This is a genomic window from Kitasatospora sp. NPDC056138 (assembly GCF_042264695.1).
In the GTDB taxonomy this organism is placed as follows: domain Bacteria; phylum Actinomycetota; class Actinomycetes; order Streptomycetales; family Streptomycetaceae; genus Kitasatospora.
Map to the genome: position 1 here is coordinate 159409 of NZ_JBHJVK010000009.1, position 18078 is coordinate 177486.

Here is an 18078-nt window from a genome sequence, read left to right on the forward strand (position 1 = left end):
CCGGGCTCGTCGGCATGTCGTCCCGGACGACCGGACGGCGGCTCAGGCGGGGCGGCGGCACGGGCGGAACGGCCGCCGGACCGCCCCGGGGTGCCGGGGTACCGGGGTACCGGGGGGACCTGCGGCGGGGGAACCTACGACTGGGTGACGAAGACGTGGGCCGTGATGTCCTTGCCCAGCTCGGCCGGGCTCTCGCCGCTGCCCACCAGCAGGCCCCCGATCCCGGTCGCGACCTGCACCGTCGCACCCGGGCGGACGCCGGCCCGGCGCAGCGTGCGCATCAGGTCCTCGTCGGTCTGGATCGGCTCGCCGATCCGGCGGACCACGACGCTGGTGCCGCCCTCGCCGGGCTGCACCGCGTCCAGGGTGACCAGGGCGGCGTCGAAGCCCTCGCCCTCCGCCTTGGGGTCACCCAGCTCGTCCAGGCCGGGGATCGGGTTCCCGTACGGGGACTGGGTGGGGTGGCCGAGCATGGCGAGCACCTTGCGCTCCACGGTCTCGCTCATCACGTGCTCCCAGCGGCAGGCCTCCTCGTGCACCTCCTCCCACTCCAGGCCGATCACGTCGACGAGCAGGCACTCGGCGATGCGGTGCTTGCGCATGACCCGGACGGCGAGCCGACGGCCCTCCCCGGTCAGTTCGAGGTGGCGGTCGCCGGCCACCTGCAGCAGGCCGTCGCGCTCCATCCGGCCCACGGTCTGGCTCACCGTGGGGCCGCTCTGCTCCAGGCGCTCCGCGATCCTGGCGCGCATCGGGGTGATGCCCTCTTCCTCCAGCTCCAGGATGGTCCGAAGGTACATCTCAGTGGTGTCGATCAGCCCAGACATCGCAGCCGGCTCCGTTCATCGGTGTCCTCACGCCAATTCTGACGTACTGCGGGGACAACCAGAGCCGCCCGGCCCCTGTGCCCAGGGCATTTCGTCCCTGTTGACAGCGGGCCACCGCAGGCCGCACGGTGCTCGCCGTAGCTTTCTCCATTGCTTTTCCCGAACTGCGGTCCGGACCGTCCCGACCGCACAGCACGGTACGGAGATCTGATGAGCGACCTGGTCGGACAGTACTTCGATGCCGCGGTGGCCCACCTCCGGCGAGTCCGTACCGAGGAGGCCGGGACCATCGAGCAGGCCGCATCGCTGCTGGCGGACGCGGTGGCGGAGGGCCGGCGGATCTTCACCTTCGGCGCCGGGCACTCCTCCCTGCCGGCCCAGGACGTGGTCTACCGGTCCGGCGGACTCGTGGTGATCAATCTGCTGAACGTGCCCGGCATGATCGGGGTCAACGTGATGCCCGCACCGCTGGGCAGTGCGCTGGAGCGGGTCTCCGGCCTCGCTCCGGCGACGCTCGACCTCACCCCCGCCCGCGAAGGGGATCTTCTCTTTGTCATCTCGCTCTCCGGCCGCCAGGTCATGCCGGTCGAACTCGCCCAGCACGCCAGGTCCCGCGGACTGCGGGTGATCGGGGTCACCTCGCTGGCGTACCCGGGCGCGGTCTCCTCGCAGCACCCCTCCGGGACCTATCTCAAGGACCACTGCGACGTGGTGCTGGACAGCAAGATCGCGGTCGGCGACGGCGAGCTGTCCCACCCCGACGCCGGGACCGGTTTCGGGTCCGTCTCCACCGTCGTGACCAGCGCACTGATGCAGGCCGTGGTGGCCTCGGCGGTCGGCAAGCTGGCCGACAAGGGCATCACCCCGCCGCTCTTCCGCTCCGGCAACGTCGACGGCGGCACCGAGTGGAACGCCCGGGTGATGGCCGAGAACGCCGACCGGATCTACTACGCCTACTGAGACCGGCCGGCAGCCGGGGACAGGTCGGGGCCCGCGCCGGGTTGCGGAGATTGGCCGGACAGGACGCGTACCGGCCCCCCGCCCGGGGCAGTAGGTACCTGCTGAGGTCACGGCGAGGAGGCGGTGGGGGCCGACATGGCAGCGGGGTCAGGGCGGTCGAACCGGCGCTTCGAGGAGCGCGAGCTGCTGCCCGAGCTGTTCTGGACGGCCGATTCCTCCTCGTTGCAGGGGCAGCGGCGGGCCGTCGCGCTCTCCCGCTGGGAGCTGCTGCTGCTGGTCGCGGCGGCGGCCTCCGGTTCGGCGGACGGCAGGCTCTGGGCCTGGATCGCGGCCTTCGCCTACCTGTGCACCGTCGTGATGGCCGCCGTGGTCAGCCGCCAGAACCCGCAGGGCCTCTGGTACGAGGGGCGGGCCGCCGCCGAGTCGGTGAAGACGCTCTCCTGGAAGTACGCCGTGCGCGCCGACGCCTACCAGCCGCCGCCGCGCACCCTGCCGGATGCCGAACGGCTGTACGACGCACAACTCGGGGGAATTGTCGGCCAGTTCGGCACCACCCGGGCGATCCCGCAGTTCGAACGGGTGCAGGCCGAGCTGTCCGCCTGGCGCGGGCCCCTGCTCGGACGCCCGGCCCACCATCCGCAGATCACCGAGACCATGGAGGCGCTGCGCGAGCAGCCGCTGGCGGTCCGCCGCGAGGTCTACCTGCGGGAACGGGTGCAGACCCAGCGCGACTGGTACCGGGCCAAGGCCCGGCAGTGCGCCAACGCCAGCCGCTGGGCCAACCTGCTCGGCATCGCGCTGCCGCTGCTCGGCCTCGGCCTTGCGGTCCTGCGGGCACTCGGGTACTTCAGCTACGACGCGCTCGGCACGGTCTCCGCCGTCGCCGCCTCGATCGCCGCCTGGGCCCAGCTGCGCCAGTACCGGCCGCAGGCCGCCGCGTACTCGCTGGCCGCCTCCGAACTGGCCGTGATCGAGGCCCAGTTGAGCGGCCTGGAACTGGGGTCCGAGGAGGCCGAGGAGGTCTGGGCCCGCCTCGCCAGGGACGCCGAGGACGCGATCTCGCGGGAGCACACCACCTGGCAGGCGCGCCGTGAGGTCCGCAACCTGGACGTGGCGGGGTGACGAACCCCCACAGTGGGCATGTACCGGACAGCACTTCCTCGGAGGCGCGGGGCACCGCGGCGACGCCGCGGGCGGCCGCCGGAACATCCGGCGGGCCCAGCCCCCGCACCCTGGAGGCGCCTTCAGGATCCTTGCCCACTGACGAAGGAGAGACCGAGTGGCGGAACTCCTGGTCCAGGTCGCCGACGGCCGCAGGCTGGCGGTGGACACCCACGGACACATGCAGGGCCGTCCGGTCTTCCTGCTGCACGGCACCCCCGGCAGCCGGGTCGGCCCGCTGCCGCGCGCCTCGGTGCTGTACCGGCTGGGCGTCCGGCTGATCTCCTTCGACCGTCCCGGGTACGGGGACTCCACCCGGCTGCCCGGCCGCCGGGTGAGTTCGGCGGCCGCCGACGTGGCGGCCATCGCGGACGCACTGGGCATCGGCGACTTCGCCGTCCTCGGCCGCTCCGGCGGCGGGCCGCACGCGCTGGCCTGTGCGGCCCTGCTGCCCGACCGGGTGACCAGGGTGTCGGCGCTGGTCAGCCTGGCGCCCCGGCACGCGGAGGGGCTCGACTGGTACGCCGGGATGACCGAGGCGAACCGGCACAGCTACAGCGAGGTCGAGCGCGGCCCGCACCGCTTCGTCGACACCTTCCAGGTCAGGTCCCGGAAGATCAAGGACGATCCGGCCGCGCTGATCCAGGGGCTGGTCCCCGAACTCCCGCCCACGGACCGGACGGTGGTCACCGACGCCGGTATCCGCCGGATGCTGCTGAACACCTACCGCGAGGCGTTCCGGTACGGCGCGTACGGCTGGATCGACGACGCCCTCGCCTTCACCAGCCACTGGGGCTTCAAGGTGGAGGACATCGGTGTCCCGACCAGGCTCTGGCACGGCGCCGACGACCAGTTCTCCCCGGTCGGGCACTCCCAGTGGCTCGCCGACCACATCCCCGGTGCCGAGCTCTACCTGGAGCCCGGCGCCGCCCACTTCGGGTCGCTGCGGGTGATGGCCGAGGAACTCAGATGGGCGGCGGGCCCGGCCAGGTGACCCCGCACGGCAGGGAGCGGTCTGCCGGTGCGCGCAGGTCCCCGCAGCGGCCCGGCCCCAGCCGTCGGAGGGCTACCCCCGTGCCCCGGCCGGGGCGACCGGGGTGACCGGGTCCCGGCCGGCCAGGACGGCGAGCACGTTGTCGACGGCCAGGCCGCCCATGGCCTGCCGGGTACGGACGGTGGAGCTGCCCAGGTGCGGTGCCAGTACGGCGCGTTCCTGCGCCAGCAGGGCGGCCGGGACGGCGGGCTCGCACTCGAAGTTGTCCACGGCCGCGGCGAACAGCGCGCCGGAGTCCAGGGCGGCGGCCAGCGCCTCCTCGTCCACCACTCCTGCGGTCATGCTGACCACCACCGCACCGGCGGGCAGCCGGGCGAGGCGCTCGGCGTCGAGCAGGTGCCGGGTGCCGGCGTTGAGCGGGCAGGTGACCACCAGCACCTGGGACTGCGCGAGCAGTTCGTCCAGCGGGAGCCAGCGGGGACCGTCCTCGGCGTCGTCGGCCGGCCGGGTGCGGTTGTGGTAGCCGACCGGCATGCCGAAGGCGGCGGCGCGGCGGGCCACCGCCTGGCCGATCCGGCCCATGCCAAGGATGCCCAGCGGGGTGCCGGAGAGTTCCATGCCGAGCAGGAAGTTGGGCGCCCAGGCCCAGGGCCGCCCGGAGCGCAGCCACCGCTCCCCCTCGCCGAGCCGCCGGGTGGCGGCCAGCAGCAGGGCCCAGGCCATGTCGGCGGTGGCTTCGGTGAGCACGCCGGGGGTGTTGCTGACCGGCACCGCACGTGCGGCGCAGGCGGCGAGGTCCACGTTGTGGGTGCCCACCGCGTGGTTGGCGACCAGTCGCAGGCCGGGGCCGGCCGCGTCCAGGAACTCGGCGTCCACCACGTCGTCCAGGGTGGTGACGACCGCCGCCTTGCCCGCCACCGCCTCGAGCAGCTCGGCCCTGCCCATGGGCAGGTCGTCGTCGTGCAGGGTGACGGCGCAGAACGGCGTGAGCCGTTCCAGCACCCCCGGCGCGAGGCGGCGGGTGACGAGGACGGGAGGCAGTGGCGAGGGCTCGGTCACAGCTCGGCAGCGTACCCGCTCGGGGCGGCGCCCCACCGCGCGAGCGGTCCACGCACACGGCCGGCGCGGCAGGGCGGGGCAGGGCGGGCCCCGGCAGGCCCGCCCGCGCCGCCACGCGGATCCGCGACTACACCGGCTGGGGTTCCAGATCGCGGTTGATCCGCTTCCAGCCCCGGGCGGAGACCGTGTTGGGGTGCTCCTCGCCGAAGAGGCGGATCAGTTCGGCCACCGCGTGGTCGCGCAGCTCGGTGGCCTGTGAGAGCCGGCCCGCCTTGCGCAGGGTGACCCCGAGGTTGGCCTCGCAGGCGATGGCGTCCGGATGGGTGGGGCTGTACCGGTTGCACAGGCCCGCGAACGCCGTGCGCTCCAGCTCCTCCGCCTTGGCGAGCTGGCCGTCCTCCCCGTACGCGTTGGCCAGGTTGATCATCGCGTTGAGAGTGAACGGGTGGTCGGGGCCGAGCACCCGCTCGAGACCGGCGACGGTGTGCCGGCCGCGCCGGATCGCCTCCTCGACCTCGCCGCTGCCGCGCAGGTAGATGCCCAGGTTGTTCTCGCAGGCCAGCGTGAACGGGTGCTCGTCGCCGAACAGCCGCCGGTGGCCCTCGAAGACCGTGGTGGCGAGGTCCCGGGCGGCCTCCTTGTCGCCGGAGGCGGAGTGGTCGGCCGCCAGGTTGAGCGCGCAGGCCAGGGTGTCCGCCGCCTCCGCGCCGTAGCGGTCAAGGTAGCGCTCGTAGGTCTGCATGGTGAGTTGGCGGGCCTCCCGCAGATGCCCCTCCCGGCGCAGCGACACCGCGAGGGACTTGGCGTTGCGCAGGTTCTCCGGCAGGTCCGGCTGCAGGACGTCGGCGAGTTCCTCGGTGACCTCCCGCAGGAGTTCGATCGAGCCCTTGTAGTCGCCGACCTCGCGCAGGTCACGGGCCAGGTTGGACTTGCTGGAGAGGGTGTACGGGTGCCTGGGGCCGAGGACGGCGAGGCGGCGGTCGAAGGTCTCCTGGTCGAGGTCGCGGGCGGCCTCGCTGTCGCCGACCAGGCGGTAGTCGATGGCCAGGTTGTTGGCGATGGAGAGCGTGCGGGCGTTCTCGTCGCCGAACAACTCCCGGAACTGGCTGTAGGTTTCGAGATCGAGGTCGAGCGCGTCCTGGAACCGCCCGAGCGCCCGCAGGTCGGCGCCGAGCGAACCGGCGGTCATCAGGGTGTACGGATTGTGCTCGCCGAGCAGCTCCCGCTGCCCGGCCAGGGTGGACTCGTCGAGCTGCAGCGCGTCGGAGTAGTTCCCCTGCGAGCGGAGCACGTTGGCGAGTTGGAAGTTAAGGCTGAGGATCTGGCGGCGGAGGTTGCGGCGTTCGAGGTCGTCGCCCTCACCGGACAGCCGCTCGACCCAGGTGGTGTCCAGCTGCTCGGCCAGTGCGCGGGCCCGGTCGAGGTCGGTGCGCTTCCACAGGTAGCGGACCCGGTCGATGAGGAGTTCACGGGTCTCGCGCTCGTCGCAGTCCTGGGCGCGGGAGGGTGCCAGGTGCGGCCAGATCCGTTCGAAGCGCGGCCAGTTGGCCGGGTTGTCGGTGTCGCCGAGCACCGGGCGGGCACCCACCAGGATGCGGTGCACCTCGTGCATGGCGTTCAGCCGGTCGTCCTCGCTCATCTCGGAGCGGACCACGGCCTGGACCAGGCGGTGCACCTGGAAGCTGTTGCTGGCCGCGTCCACCTTGGCCAGCGCGTACCGGCCGACCGCCTGGATCACCTTGCCGAGCATGAAGGTGTCGCTGAGGTCCTCGTCGTAGCGGACCAGGGCACGGATCATCTGGTCGCTGTAGAAGAGGTCCATCGAGATCGGCTCGGGCGCGAAGAACGCGCAGAGCTGCAACAGCCGCACCGCCGCCGGGGACTGCTCGCGCAGCCGGGCGATGGAGACGTTCCACGTGGCGCCGACCTGGCTGGGGTAGTCGGCGGGGCGGCCGACCGCGAGCGCCTTGGTGGCCTCGGCGTGCAGCTGGGCGACGTAGGTGTCCACCGGGGTCCGGGTGGTGTCCAGCCAGGCGGCCGCCACCTCGACGGCCAGCGGCAGGTCGCCGACCGCGTCGGCCACCCGGTCGGCGTCCTGCCGGGAGAGGCCGCGGGTGCGGCGGGTCAGGTGCTCGATGCTCTCGCCGCGGGTGAAGACGTCGACGCCGAGCACCCCGGCCTGCCCGGACCACGCCTGGTTGCGCGAGGTCACCAGGATGTGGCCGGAGCCGCCGGGGAAGTACCGGCGGATCTCGGAGGGCTCGTCGGCGTTGTCGAAGATCAGCAGCCAGCGGGAGGTCGGGGTGCCCCGGCGCAACGCCTCCCGGGCGGCCTCGGCGGCCTCGTTGACGCTGTCACCGACCCGCAGGCCCAGCCGGGAGGCAAGGTCCGCGAGCGTGGAGGGGACGAGTTCGGTCTGCTCGGCGTCGATCCACCAGACCAGGTCGTAGTGCGACATGTACCGGTGGGCGTACTCCAGCGCGAGCTGGGTCTTGCCGACACCGCCGAGCCCGTAGAGCGTCTGCGGGGTGGGCAGCACCACCGTGGGGCCGCCGACCAGCTGGTCGCGCAGCTCGTCGAGGACCTTGGCGCGGCCGGTGAACGAGGGGTTGCGCTGCGGCACGGACCAGTACGCGGGCTTGGTGCCGGGGAAGCGCGGGACCGCCCCGACGCTCTCGCCTGCGGTGACGTCGCCCCGGCCGAGCGCGCGCAGCAGGATCGCCGCCGCCTGGTCCTCGTCGCGCCCCACCAGGTCGACCGGGTTGCGGTTGTTGAACGGTGCGGCGAGCCGGACGTCGCTGACCCGGACCGGGACCAGCTGGCGCCGGGTGCCCGCCGGATCGAAGCCCGCCATCGAGTCCCACAGCGCCCTGGCCTGCGGTGAGCGCAGGTAGGCGGCCGAGAACACGGCGACCGTCCGGAAGGCGGCGTCGATGCCCCGCTCGGTCTCCGAGCGCGAGTCCGCCCCCGCGCCCAGGTCCCGTGGCACCACCCGGAATCCGGCGTTCTCCAGCACCGCGGCGATCCAGTCCGCCCACATCCGGTCCTCGGGCACGTACGACAGGTACAGGTCGGCCGGGACGGTCGGCCGGCGCCGGGTGTAGGCGTCCACGAAGCGCAGCCGGACCTCCTCGTCCACCGGGGGCAGGCCGGTGACCCTGCCCTTGGTGATCACCGAGGTGATCCGCTCGCAGGCGGCCAGCATCGAGGTGGGCGTACCGACCTGGTCGCCGAAGGTGGCCAGGATCTCCTCGTAGGCGTAGAAGGGCCGGTACGGTACCTCCACCGAGCCCCAGTACTGGGCGAGTTCCTCGTCCGCCAGGCCCTCGGGCAGGCCGCCGAACCGCAGTCGGGCCAGCGCCCGCCCGGCGTCGGCCTTCTCCTTCTCGCCCTCGTCGATCCGCATCGGCACCGGCAGGATCCGGATGCCGCGCTCCCGGTACCGGTCGTTGATGTGCTGGGCGATCTTGGAGGCGCCCTCGATGCTCTGGTCGCTGAGGGTGAAACAGACCACCAGGTCGTCGGGCATCTGCACGGTGCAGATCTCCGCGATGTCGGAGAGGCCGGTCCGGCTGTCGATCAGGACGTAGTCGTAGCGGCGGCTCATGTCCCGGCGCAGTGCGTCGAAGAACTGCCCGCCGTCGAACCGCTCGTAGAACAGGTCCCAGTCCAGCCGGCCGACGGTCTCGGAGTAGTCCCGGTTGGGCTGGCCGGCCGAGAGGAAGTCCAGGCTGCCGCCGGCCGGGAAGCCGGGCCAGGAGAGCGAGAGGGCGTGCGGGTGGACCCGGGCGAAGTCCTCGTGCCAGTTGGGGGCGTGGTCGACCTCGCGCAGCGCCTCCTCCCGGTACTCGGTGATCAGGTCCATCATCCCGGTGGTCCCGGCGAGCGCCGCCGGGTCCAGGAAGGGATGGAAGAAGCGGGCCAGACCCGGCGCCTCCAGGTCCCAGTCGACGGTGAGCACCCGGAAGCCGTTGGCGGCCAGGATCCAGGCCGTGTTGGCCAGTGCCATGGTGCGCCCGGTGCCGCCCTTGTACGAGTAGAAGGTGACGATCCGGCCCTGCCGGTCCTCGTTCGCCTGCGGCTCGCCCTCCGGCGTGGTGGCGCTCTGGGCGCGCAGCCGGAGGTTCCTGGTCGGGTTCTCGGTCATGCTTCTCCTCCCCCGAGACCGGCCCCCGGAGGACCGTCCTCCTCGTCACGGGCCGCCTCCTGACTGCCCGGCTCGCTGCGGCCCGTCCCGGGCCGCCACGGCCTGGGCTCCCCGCCGAAGGCCTCCCGCAGGCTGGGCTTGGGTGCGCCCGGCCTGGCCTGGCCGCCCCTGGACCGGTCCTCGAAGGCGTACTTGGCCCGCATCGCGGCCCGTGGCAGTGCGTCCTCGAAGTCCTCCAGCGTGGCCAGCCCTGCGGCGTCCTCCTGGAAACTCGGCTTGGCTTCGCGGCGTTTGAACTTCAATGTGGTGGCGCTGAGTTCGGACAGCGGACGGTCCTGCTCGACACAGTCCGCATCAGAGGTGTTCCACGGTTCCAGCACGCTCACCCAGGGCGGGTTGCTGCGATCGAATCGGGCGACGATTTCCCGCCGCTCCTCGTCCCGCAGCGCCCAGCGGTCCAGCAGGACCAGTCCGGGCGCGGCCGGCTCGCCGTTCGAGAGGATCTCCTCGGCCTCCTGGTCGAACTCGTGGATGCTCGGATGGAACCCCAGCTGCTTGGCGAGCCGCATCGCGTGCTCGGCCAACGGCCGTGCGGACTGCGGCTGGTAGGGGTGCCAGTCGACCCGGCGCGGCCCGTAGTAGTCGGGGTTGCGTCCCTCGGGCAGCTCCGACTGCCGGTAGGAGAACACCGATATCCGCAGCTGTTTGGTGGGAGCGAGCGCCTTGAACGCACTGGGCTGGGCCTGAAAGTCGAGCGGGCGCCCGACCGGGATCACCGTCGCCTCGGCGACGTCCACGATGCGCTTCGCCAGGCGGTGCACGGCCAGCTCGTACGAGGTGCGGAAGTAGCTCAGCTTCATCAGCGCGTACAGGCCCTCGGCCGCGTAGTCGGGACCGAAACTGCTGTGGTTGAACTGGAGTTGGCTGGCCACCTCGGGCAGCTGGTAGTTGCCCATGGCCACCCAGAGCACCGGAACGATCCCGCTGCTCTGCTCCGAGGTGGAGCGCTCCGGATAGACCGGGCGCTGGGTGAAGGAGTACCACTCCTGGCCGCAGGCCAGGCTGTTGAAGTAGCGCGGGGAGTAGAGCGGGACGAAGACCCGGCAGGTGGCCAGCTCCTGGGAGAGTCGTTTCGCCCACAACGTCCCCTGGTGCATGGACTGGTCCATGAAACCGACCGGCGCGCCCTCCGGCAGGTCGGTCAGCTGGAGCACGGCCTCGCAGAGGTCGTCGTACAGCTTGCTCACCCAGTGGTTGGGGTCTCCCGCTCCTCTGGTACCCGCACGCGGAGTGTGCGCGTAGCTGAGGAAGAAGTACGGCCGTGCCGCGTCCTCATCCCAACCCCCAGGGTCGTCGTACACACGCGCCTCCCCCGAGACCGTCCGGTGTGTGATGGTGGTGTACCGCACCGGACGTAGCCGGTACTACGTCCAGTTCCCAGTTACGTCGTTCCCCCACGGAGGGGCTGTCAGTCTAGGAACCTCGGCTTCCCCAAGGGAATAGGGCGACACCGGCCGACTGCGCGTGCCCGGGTCAACCGGGGTGGCCGGGCTGCGAAGATTCAACTGCGGTGATCGCGGAGGAACTTGTCCGCCACGTCCACTCCCTCGGCGATCCGCAGGAGGTAGCAGCTCGCATCACCGAGAGTACCCGCGAGCAGGCTCGGCATGCCCGTCTCCAGCGCGGAGGTCATCGGTTCGAAGTGCTCGTCCCGCAGGTGGACGGCCTCGAAGTGCACCCAGCGCCGCTGCCCCCTGCGGTCGGTGACCACACAGCCGTAGCGCTGCATGGGTGGGTCGTCCTGCCGGTACTCGGCCAGGTGGAAGGCGGTGCAGCACCAGACGGGCACACCGATCAGCAGGGCGCGGGCCCCCCGGTCGTACAGTTTCCGCACCGGCGACCGCTCGCCCAGGTGCCCGGCCCAGCGGTGACCGCGCATCAGCTCCCGCGCCCGACTGCCGAGTGCGGTGAAGGAGGTCTGCGGATGGCTGCTGCGCACCGCCTTCGGATGGCTGCGGACCAGCTCGGAAAAGTGGCCGAGAATCTTCGATGTGGGCGTCGTCGCGGGATCGAACGGCGGTTTGGCGTCCCAGTACGCCTGGCGCTGTGCGGGGGTCATCCCGTCGGTGGGCGCCAGGGCCAGCCGGGAGGTGTTGGAGTTCTCCGGCGTCGCCGTGTAGACGACCAGGGTGCCGTCGGGGCCGAGCACCCGCAGCAGGGCCTCCAGCAGGGTGGCGGCGCCGTTCACCATCGGCCCGACCGAGCGGAGCGAGGACTGCACCAGCAGTGTCTCGCCCGGCTCGACGCCCAGCCGGTCCAGGTCCGCCGTCAGCCGGTCCACGCCGTGCATCGCCGCCCCCTCCCGCGGAGTTCGAGGTCAGGAGCCGGCCAGCGCGGCGCGGGCGCGCCACTCGGCGAGGTTGTGCTCCGCGGCCCGGCGCGCGGTGCGCTCGGCCTCGGCCGGGAGCGGAAGTCGCAGCCACGGCGTGAGCCCGGCGTGCATCCCCTCGACGAAACGCGCCCCGGCCGCCGTCAGCGCGCCGGAGCCCGCCAGTGTCTCCAGGGCCTGCGCGGTGTGCGCCCGCCAGGTCGCGAGTTCCACCCGCGCGTGGTCGGCCACCTCGCCCGGCAGTCCGTCGTAGGCCCGGACCCGGGTGGCCCAGTACTCGGTGACCGCCAGGTGCGCGTACGTCCCCTGCAGCAGCCCCTCCAGCGGGCGGGCGTCGGGCCGCCAGGGCGCGTAGTAGCGGCCCTCGTCGGCCTGGTCGTACAGGTCGTGGAAGTCCAGCACCGCGCCCAGCTTGACGTGCTGGAACTCGTGCGCGATCAGCAGCGCCAGGGTCGGCGCGGTGGCGGGCCTGGCGATGCCGACCGCGCCGAACGCCTGCCGGGCCGCCGCGCTGACGTCCCGCCCTGCCGGGGCGGAGCGGAGCGGGGTGATGGTGCCGAGCCCGACCCGCAGACCGGTGGCCTGACCGGGCAGATCACGCAGGATCAGCTCCCAGGCCTCGCGCAACGCACCCGTCCAGCCGAGCAGTTCGGCCTCGCCCAGGCGGTCCTCGACCGGCCACTGGTGGCTGTCGCGCTGGGGGTCGGTGTCCTCCAGCGCGACCGTCCAGCCGCCGGCCAGCGCGAGCCTCCGGACCGGCTGCCACTGCTCGCCGCCCGCCGAGTCCCAGCCGACCCGGACCCCGCGCACGGTGAACCCGTCCGCGGTGCCGCGCAGTTCGGCCCGGCCGGCACCGACGGTCAGCACCCGGCCGAGCGTCGGCAGGTGCACCGCCCCGCCGCGGACCGGCACCGGCAGCTCGAAGTCCAGGCCGGCCCGCAGCGCCGCGGCGGCCGCGATCTCGGCGAGCGAGCCGAGGTCGGCGCCCGGCTCGCCGCTCAGGCAGCGCACCGCCCAGGCGCGGACGTAGGGGTGGGCGAGCACCGCGTCCAGCGCCTCGGGGGCCCGGGCGTCCAGCTCGGTCAGCAGCGACCAGGGCTCGCCCGGCTCGCCCGCGAGCGCCGCCAGCAGCCGCCGGGTGACGCCGAGTTGGGCACCGGCCAGGGCGGCCACCGTCGATGCGCTGCCGTGTCCGCCGGCCAGCTCGTCCAGTTGGCGCTCGGTGAGCACCGGTTCGACCGGTGCGCTCTGGGCGGGTACGACCGCGCGGGTCGCCACCCGGTCCCGGATGGTGGTGATCAGTCTCATCAGGTCCCCGCAGAAGACGGAGGGATTGGCGAAGCCCGGTCCGCTGCGGTAGCGGTGCGCGTAGAGGCCACCGCCGCAGGAGCGGACGACGGGACAGGAACGGCACTCCTCGCACAGCCCGGCAAGCCCGGACTGGCGCTCCACCATCCCGGGGTGGGCGGCCACCTCGTCCAGGGTGTGGGTGAAGAGGTCGAAGCCGGTGGCCGGTGCGCCGTCGTAGGCGGTCTTGAGGCTGTCCGCCTGCTCCAGCGTGCCGTCCGTCTCGATCACGACCAGGTCGGCCGGGTCGAGTCCGAGCGACTCGGTGAGGCTGGACTGCCCGCGCAGGGTGCGGTGCACGGAGTCGAAGGTGCGCACCGGGACGGGACGACCCTGGGCCGTCCAGCGGTCGTAGACGGCCATCAGCCAATCTGCGTAGGGCGTCCGGCCCGCACCGGACGGCCGCTTCGGCGGCTGGTCCCAGGTGGCGTGCGGGAGCAGGAAGTCGATCCGGGGCGGTTCGAGGGCGACCAGTGCGTCATGGACGGCGACCGGATCGTTCTCCACGTCGATGGTGCAGAGCAGCCCGGCGTAGAGGTGCCGGTACTCGGGGAGCCGGAGCAGCTCGACCGCGGCGATCACCTTGGCGTGACTGCTGCGTCCGTCCGCGAACCTGCGGTGCCGGTCGTTGGCGGCCCGGTCGCCGTCGAGCGAGATGCCGACCTTGATCTCCAGCTCGGCGAAGAGGTCGCAGTAGGCCCGGCTGAGCAGTACGCCGTTGGTGTGGATCCGCAGGTCCAGGGCGCAGCCGGGCGGGAGGGCCCGGCGGAGTTCCGTGGCGGCCCGCCGCAGCAGGGCGGGGCCCGCCAGCAGGGGTTCGCCGCCGTGCAGGACGACGTGGACAGCCGGCAGACGGTGCACCCTGGCGTGTTCGGCGATCCGCATCGCCGCCGCCGCCAGCACTCGCTCGGAGACCGCGCGCGGTTTGCCGCGCCAGCTGGTGTCGGCGTGTTCGTACACGTAACAGTGGTCGCAGGCGAGATCGCACCTGCTGTGCACTTTGAGGACGAACTGCGAGAACGGGACCGTCAAGGGGGACATCAGCGTCTGCCGGCCGTATCAGCCTGTCAGATCGAGGAGTTGAAGGCCGCCACGGCGAGTCGGCCCGAATCACCGCCGGGCAGCACCCGGTGCAGATCGGAGGTGAGCCTGTCGGTACCCAGAGCGGCGAGGGAGGCGAGCGAGGCCCGTGGAGCTGGCTCCTCGACGGCCTCGCGGTCAGCTGGCCCGGTGACGAGTGCGGCGACCATGTGATGTCTCGTTTCTGCGAGTGGAACGGTGAGGGATCGGGTTAAACACAGAAGCCTCCCCTCGCCCTGGTCCACCCAACGGCGAGTATCCCGAGAGGTGCCTGCGGTTTCCCCGTAATTAACCCGTCCGAGTGAATTGGTTCAGTATGTTGAGCGAATCGCACTACTGCGACTGACGGCATCAGCTATAGCCGCGCGCCCGGGCCGCCGGAATCCGAGCCTAGGGGGAATGGCCGGGGGAAACACCGGTCCGACCGGCCATTCCATCGCATCGGCGGACTGCCCGGCTACTGCAACTGGCGTAGACCAGCCATGATCGCGGCCGCGCACGGCCGCGACGGGCTACGGGCTTACGGGGCTACGGGCAGAGCCGCTCGACCCGCCAGCCGCCGCCCTCGGCGACGTACCGCAGCCGGTCGTGCAGCCGGTTCTCCCGGCCCTGCCAGAACTCCACCCGCTCGGGGACCACCCGGTACCCGCCCCAGAACGGCGGAACCGGCACGCCCTCGCCCTCCGGGTAGCGGCGCTCCAGCTCGGCGTAACGCTGCTCCAGCACCTCCCGGCTGCCCACCGGGCTGGACTGCTCACTGGCCCAGGCGCCGAGCTGCGAACCGTGCGGCCTGGTACGGAAGTAGGCCGCCGTCTCGTCCCGGCCGACCTTCTCCACCCGGCCGGCCACCTGCACCTGGCGGGCGATCGCGATCCACGGAAAGAGCAGCGAGGCATGGGGGTTGACGGACAGTTCGCTCCCCTTCTGCGAACCGTAGTTGGTGAAGAAGACGAAGCCCCGCCGGTCGTAGCCCTTGAGCAGGACGGTCCGCGAGCTCGGGTGGCCCTGGGCGTCCGCGGTGGAGAGCACCATGGCGTTCGGCTCCACCACGCCGGCCTCGTCGGCCTCGTGGAACCACCGGGTGAACTGGGTGACCGGGTCGGCTGCGAGCTGTTCCTCGCCCAGGCCCTCGTGCTGGTAATGCTTGCGCATCACGGTCAGGTCCGGACCCGGCCGGTCCTCGGTCGGCGTGGTCAGGGATGTCGGGTGGCGTTCCGCGGTAGGCACGCCAACATCATCCCGTACGACAAGCGCCGGGTACCGCTACGTCCGGGGAAACCCGGGCGGGAGATAAGGTGTCCCGCCGTCCGGGCGCCACCCGCCGCACAGGGAGTATGTCCGGAATCATCCGGAACTCTCCGGGATGTCCACCGGCGATATCACCCCCGGAACCGGGTTGGATGTGGCCCTAGGGGAAACATCACCGTGGTGGTGTATGGCGTAATGCACTCCGTGCCTGCCACGCTGGCACCGAGTGCCAACCACCATCGGTCACCCGACGGAACCGCCCCACCATGGCGTCCGTCGGACCGGATCACTGAGGGAGCCGTCTGATGTCCGATTTCGTACCCGGGCTTGAGGGAGTAGTCGCCTTCGAGAGCGAGATCGCCGAGCCCGACCGTGAAGGCGGCGCACTGCGCTACCGAGGCGTGGACATCGACGACCTGGTCGGCCACGTCTCCTTCGGCCACGTCTGGGGCCTGCTGGTGGACGGCAAGTTCAACCCGGGCCTGCCGGCCGCCGAGCCGTTCCCGATCCCGGTGCACTCCGGTGACATCCGGGTCGACGTGCAGTCCGCGCTGGCCATGCTCGCGCCGGTCTGGGGCCTGCGGCCGCTGCTGGACATCTCCGCCGAGCAGGCCCGCGACGACCTCGCCCGGGCTGCGGTGATGGCACTCTCGTACGTCGCGCAGTCCGCGCGCGGCCAGGGCCTGCCGATGGTGCCGCAGCGCGAGATCGACAAGGCCGAGACCGTGGTCGAGCGGTTCATGATCCGCTGGCGCGGCGAGCCGGACCCCAAGCACGTCAAGGCCGTGGACGCGTACTGGACCTCCGCCGCCGAGCACGGCATGAACGCCTCCACCTTCACCGCCCGGGTCATCGCCTCGACCGGTGCGGATGTGGCGGCGGCCCTGTCGGGCGCCGTCGGCGCGATGTCCGGCCCGCTGCACGGCGGTGCGCCCTCGCGCGTGCTGGGCATGATCGAGGAGATCGAGCGCACCGGCGACGCCGCCGGCTACGTGCGGCAGGCGCTGGACAAGGGCGAGCGTCTGATGGGCTTCGGCCACCGCGTCTACCGCGCCGAGGACCCGCGCGCCCGGGTGCTCCGCCGTACCGCCAAGGAGCTCGGCGCGCCGCGCTTCGAGATCGCCGAGGCGCTGGAGAAGGCCGCGCTGGAGGAGCTCCACAACCGCCGCCCCGACCGCGTGCTGGCCACCAACGTGGAGTTCTGGGCCGCGATCATGCTGGACTTCGCCGAGGTCCCCGCGCACATGTTCACCTCGATGTTCACCTGTGCCCGCACGGCCGGCTGGTCGGCGCACATCCTGGAGCAGAAGCGCACCGGACGCCTCGTGCGCCCCTCCGCGCGCTACATCGGCCCCGGCCCGCGCAGCCCGCGCGAGATCGAGGGCTACGAGTCGATCGCCCACTGACGTGTCGCCGGTCCGCTGACGGCATATCACTCGTTCGGGCGGGTCCGGAAGTGCCTTCCGGACCCGCCCGACCAGGGAAAGATCACATCTCAGCGGGCGGACAAGCGCCTTGCACGCACTGGACGAACCACTAGGCTGCGCCCGTGGCTCAGATCCAGATCCCCGCTGAACATCTGCCCGCTGACGGCCGTTTCGGCTGCGGCCCGTCCAAGGTGCGCCCCGAGGCACTGAGTGCCCTCGCCGCCACCGGAACATCCCTGCTGGGCACTTCGCACCGCCAGGCCCCGGTCAAGAACCTGGTCAAGCGCGTCCGCGAAGGCGTGAGCAGCCTGTTCTCCCTCCCCGAGGGGTACCAGGTCGTGCTCGGCAACGGCGGCTCCACCGCATTCTGGGACATCGCCGCCTTCGGGCTGGTCCGCGAGAAGTCCCAGCACCTCAACTTCGGTGAGTTCTCCTCCAAGTTCGCCTCCTCGGTGAAGGCCGCGCCGTGGCTGGCCGAGCCGTCGGTGATCAAGACCGACCCGGGCACCCACCCGACCGCCACCGCCGAGCGCGGGGTGGACGTGTACGCGCTCACCCACAACGAGACCTCGACCGGTGTCGCCATGCCGATCCGCCGCCCGGCGGGCGCGGACGAGGGCTCGCTGGTCCTGGTGGACGCCACCTCGGGCGCCGGCGGCCTGCCGGTCGACATCACCGAGACCGACGTCTACTACTTCGCCCCGCAGAAGTCGTTCGCCTCCGAGGGCGGGCTCTGGCTGGCGACCTTCTCCCCGGCCGCCCTGGAGCGCGCCGCCGAGATCGCCGGCTCCGGCCGGTACATCCCGCCGTTCTTCGACCTGCCGACGGCGATCGACAACTCGTCGAAGGACCAGACCTACAACACCCCGTCGCTCTCCACCCTCTTCCTGCTGGCCGACCAGCTGGAGTGGCTGAACGGCCAGGGCGGCCTGGACTGGGCCGTGGCCAGGACCGCCGAGTCCTCCTCGATCCTGTACTCCTGGGCGGAGAAGTCCCCCTTCGCGCAGCCCTTCGTGGCCAAGCCCGAGGAGCGCTCCCAGGTGGTCGGCACCATCGACTTCGACGAGTCGATCGACGCCGCCGCGATCGCCAAGGCCCTGCGCGCCAACGGCATCGTGGACACCGAGCCGTACCGCAAGCTGGGCCGCAACCAGCTGCGCATCGCGATGTTCCCGGCGATCGACCCGGCGGACGTCCAGGCCCTCACCACCTGCATCGACTACGTGGTCGGCAAGCTGTAACCGCTGCCCTGCCACAGGGAACCGGACGGCGGCGCGGGGCAACCGCGCCGCCGTCCGGTCGTCCGCCGTCCCGAGGGGCCTCCCGCCGTGCGCGGTCGGCCCCGGGGGGGTGCCCCTATGTGTTTGGTCAAGGGGGTGGGTCAGGATGGCGGTATGACTACCTGGTTCCGCACCTATGACGAGGGCGAAGACCTGTGG

At 72.0% G+C, this 18078-nt stretch carries 13 protein-coding genes; 5 read left to right on the forward strand and 8 right to left on the reverse strand.

Features of this window, described 5'->3' with window-relative positions:
- Positions 1 to 134: 134 nt before the first annotated feature.
- Entirely contained in the window at positions 135 to 827 is a 693-nt protein-coding gene (locus tag ACFC1R_RS09475) for a metal-dependent transcriptional regulator (protein WP_375935286.1), read from the reverse strand.
- A gap of 210 nt (positions 828 to 1037) precedes the next feature.
- Between ACFC1R_RS09475 and ACFC1R_RS09480 the strand changes: the two genes are divergently transcribed.
- The 3 genes from ACFC1R_RS09480 to ACFC1R_RS09490 all read left to right on the forward strand — a co-directional run bounded on the left by ACFC1R_RS09480 (position 1038) and on the right by ACFC1R_RS09490 (position 3942).
- Complete coding sequence (locus ACFC1R_RS09480; RefSeq protein WP_375935289.1) at positions 1038 to 1787, forward strand: sugar isomerase domain-containing protein; 750 nt, start codon at positions 1038 to 1040, stop codon at positions 1785 to 1787.
- A gap of 135 nt (positions 1788 to 1922) precedes the next feature.
- A complete protein-coding gene (locus tag ACFC1R_RS09485; protein ID WP_375935292.1) occupies positions 1923 to 2909 on the forward strand; it encodes a DUF4231 domain-containing protein in 987 nt (328 codons plus the stop codon).
- 157 nt (positions 2910 to 3066) lie between these two features.
- Positions 3067 to 3942: an alpha/beta fold hydrolase gene (locus ACFC1R_RS09490; RefSeq protein ID WP_375935295.1), complete on the forward strand. Its 876-nt coding sequence runs from the start codon at positions 3067 to 3069 to the stop codon at positions 3940 to 3942.
- A 72-nt stretch (positions 3943 to 4014) separates the two neighbouring features.
- On the opposite strand, the gene ACFC1R_RS09495 is transcribed toward ACFC1R_RS09490, so the two are convergent.
- From ACFC1R_RS09495 to pdxH, 7 genes are all read right to left on the reverse strand, one after another.
- Positions 4015 to 5001 (reverse strand): 2-hydroxyacid dehydrogenase, encoded by a 987-nt coding sequence (locus ACFC1R_RS09495; protein WP_375935297.1) that lies wholly within the window; start codon positions 4999 to 5001, stop codon positions 4015 to 4017.
- Positions 5002 to 5128: 127 nt separating this feature from the next.
- Entirely contained in the window at positions 5129 to 9148 is a 4020-nt protein-coding gene (fxsT, locus tag ACFC1R_RS09500; RefSeq protein WP_375935300.1) for an FxSxx-COOH system tetratricopeptide repeat protein, read from the reverse strand.
- On the reverse strand, positions 9145 to 10509 hold the full coding sequence (locus ACFC1R_RS09505) for a TIR-like protein FxsC (RefSeq protein ID WP_375935303.1): 1365 nt from the start codon (positions 10507 to 10509) through the stop codon (positions 9145 to 9147). Before ACFC1R_RS09505 ends, fxsT begins: the two co-directional genes overlap by 4 nt.
- 200 nt (positions 10510 to 10709) lie before the next feature.
- A complete protein-coding gene (locus tag ACFC1R_RS09510) occupies positions 10710 to 11498 on the reverse strand; it encodes an aminoglycoside N(3)-acetyltransferase (RefSeq protein WP_375935306.1) in 789 nt (262 codons plus the stop codon).
- A 27-nt stretch (positions 11499 to 11525) separates the two neighbouring features.
- Positions 11526 to 13925, reverse strand: coding sequence for an FxsB family cyclophane-forming radical SAM/SPASM peptide maturase (locus ACFC1R_RS09515; protein ID WP_375935309.1), 2400 nt, complete (start codon positions 13923 to 13925; stop codon positions 11526 to 11528).
- Between the two features lie 26 nt (positions 13926 to 13951).
- Entirely contained in the window at positions 13952 to 14134 is a 183-nt protein-coding gene (fxsA, locus tag ACFC1R_RS09520; RefSeq protein WP_045303174.1) for an FxSxx-COOH cyclophane-containing RiPP peptide, read from the reverse strand.
- Between the two features lie 358 nt (positions 14135 to 14492).
- A complete protein-coding gene (gene pdxH / locus ACFC1R_RS09525) occupies positions 14493 to 15116 on the reverse strand; it encodes a pyridoxamine 5'-phosphate oxidase (RefSeq protein ID WP_375935352.1) in 624 nt (207 codons plus the stop codon).
- Positions 15117 to 15517: 401 nt separating this feature from the next.
- On the opposite strand from pdxH, the gene ACFC1R_RS09530 reads away from it, so the two are divergent.
- Together ACFC1R_RS09530 and serC are read left to right on the forward strand one after the other, a co-directional pair.
- Positions 15518 to 16618 carry a citrate synthase 2 gene (locus tag ACFC1R_RS09530; RefSeq protein ID WP_375935313.1) on the forward strand — a complete coding sequence of 367 codons (1101 nt, stop codon included), beginning with the start codon at positions 15518 to 15520 and terminating at the stop codon, positions 16616 to 16618.
- Between the two features lie 143 nt (positions 16619 to 16761).
- The gene (gene serC, locus ACFC1R_RS09535; protein WP_375935316.1) at positions 16762 to 17880 is read left to right on the forward strand and encodes a phosphoserine transaminase; all 1119 of its coding nucleotides are present in this window, start codon (positions 16762 to 16764) and stop codon (positions 17878 to 17880) included.
- The last annotated feature ends 198 nt before the right edge of the window (positions 17881 to 18078 follow it).

Bases quoted from the DNA above. Each gene is read 5' to 3' on its own strand.
- ACFC1R_RS09475 (WP_375935286.1), bottom strand. From the start codon at position 827: ATGTCTGGGCTGATCGACACCACTGAGATGTACCTTCGGACCATCCTG.
- ACFC1R_RS09480 (WP_375935289.1), top strand. From the start codon at position 1,038: ATGAGCGACCTGGTCGGACAGTACTTCGATGCCGCGGTGGCCCACCTC.
- ACFC1R_RS09485 (WP_375935292.1), top strand. From the start codon at position 1,923: ATGGCAGCGGGGTCAGGGCGGTCGAACCGGCGCTTCGAGGAGCGCGAG.
- fxsT (WP_375935300.1), bottom strand. From the start codon at position 9,148: ATGACCGAGAACCCGACCAGGAACCTCCGGCTGCGCGCCCAGAGCGCC.
- ACFC1R_RS09510 (WP_375935306.1), bottom strand. From the start codon at position 11,498: ATGCACGGCGTGGACCGGCTGACGGCGGACCTGGACCGGCTGGGCGTC.
- ACFC1R_RS09515 (WP_375935309.1), bottom strand. From the start codon at position 13,925: ATGTCCCCCTTGACGGTCCCGTTCTCGCAGTTCGTCCTCAAAGTGCAC.
- fxsA (WP_045303174.1), bottom strand. From the start codon at position 14,134: ATGGTCGCCGCACTCGTCACCGGGCCAGCTGACCGCGAGGCCGTCGAG.
- pdxH (WP_375935352.1), bottom strand. From the start codon at position 15,116: ATGCGCAAGCATTACCAGCACGAGGGCCTGGGCGAGGAACAGCTCGCA.
- ACFC1R_RS09530 (WP_375935313.1), top strand. From the start codon at position 15,518: ATGTCCGATTTCGTACCCGGGCTTGAGGGAGTAGTCGCCTTCGAGAGC.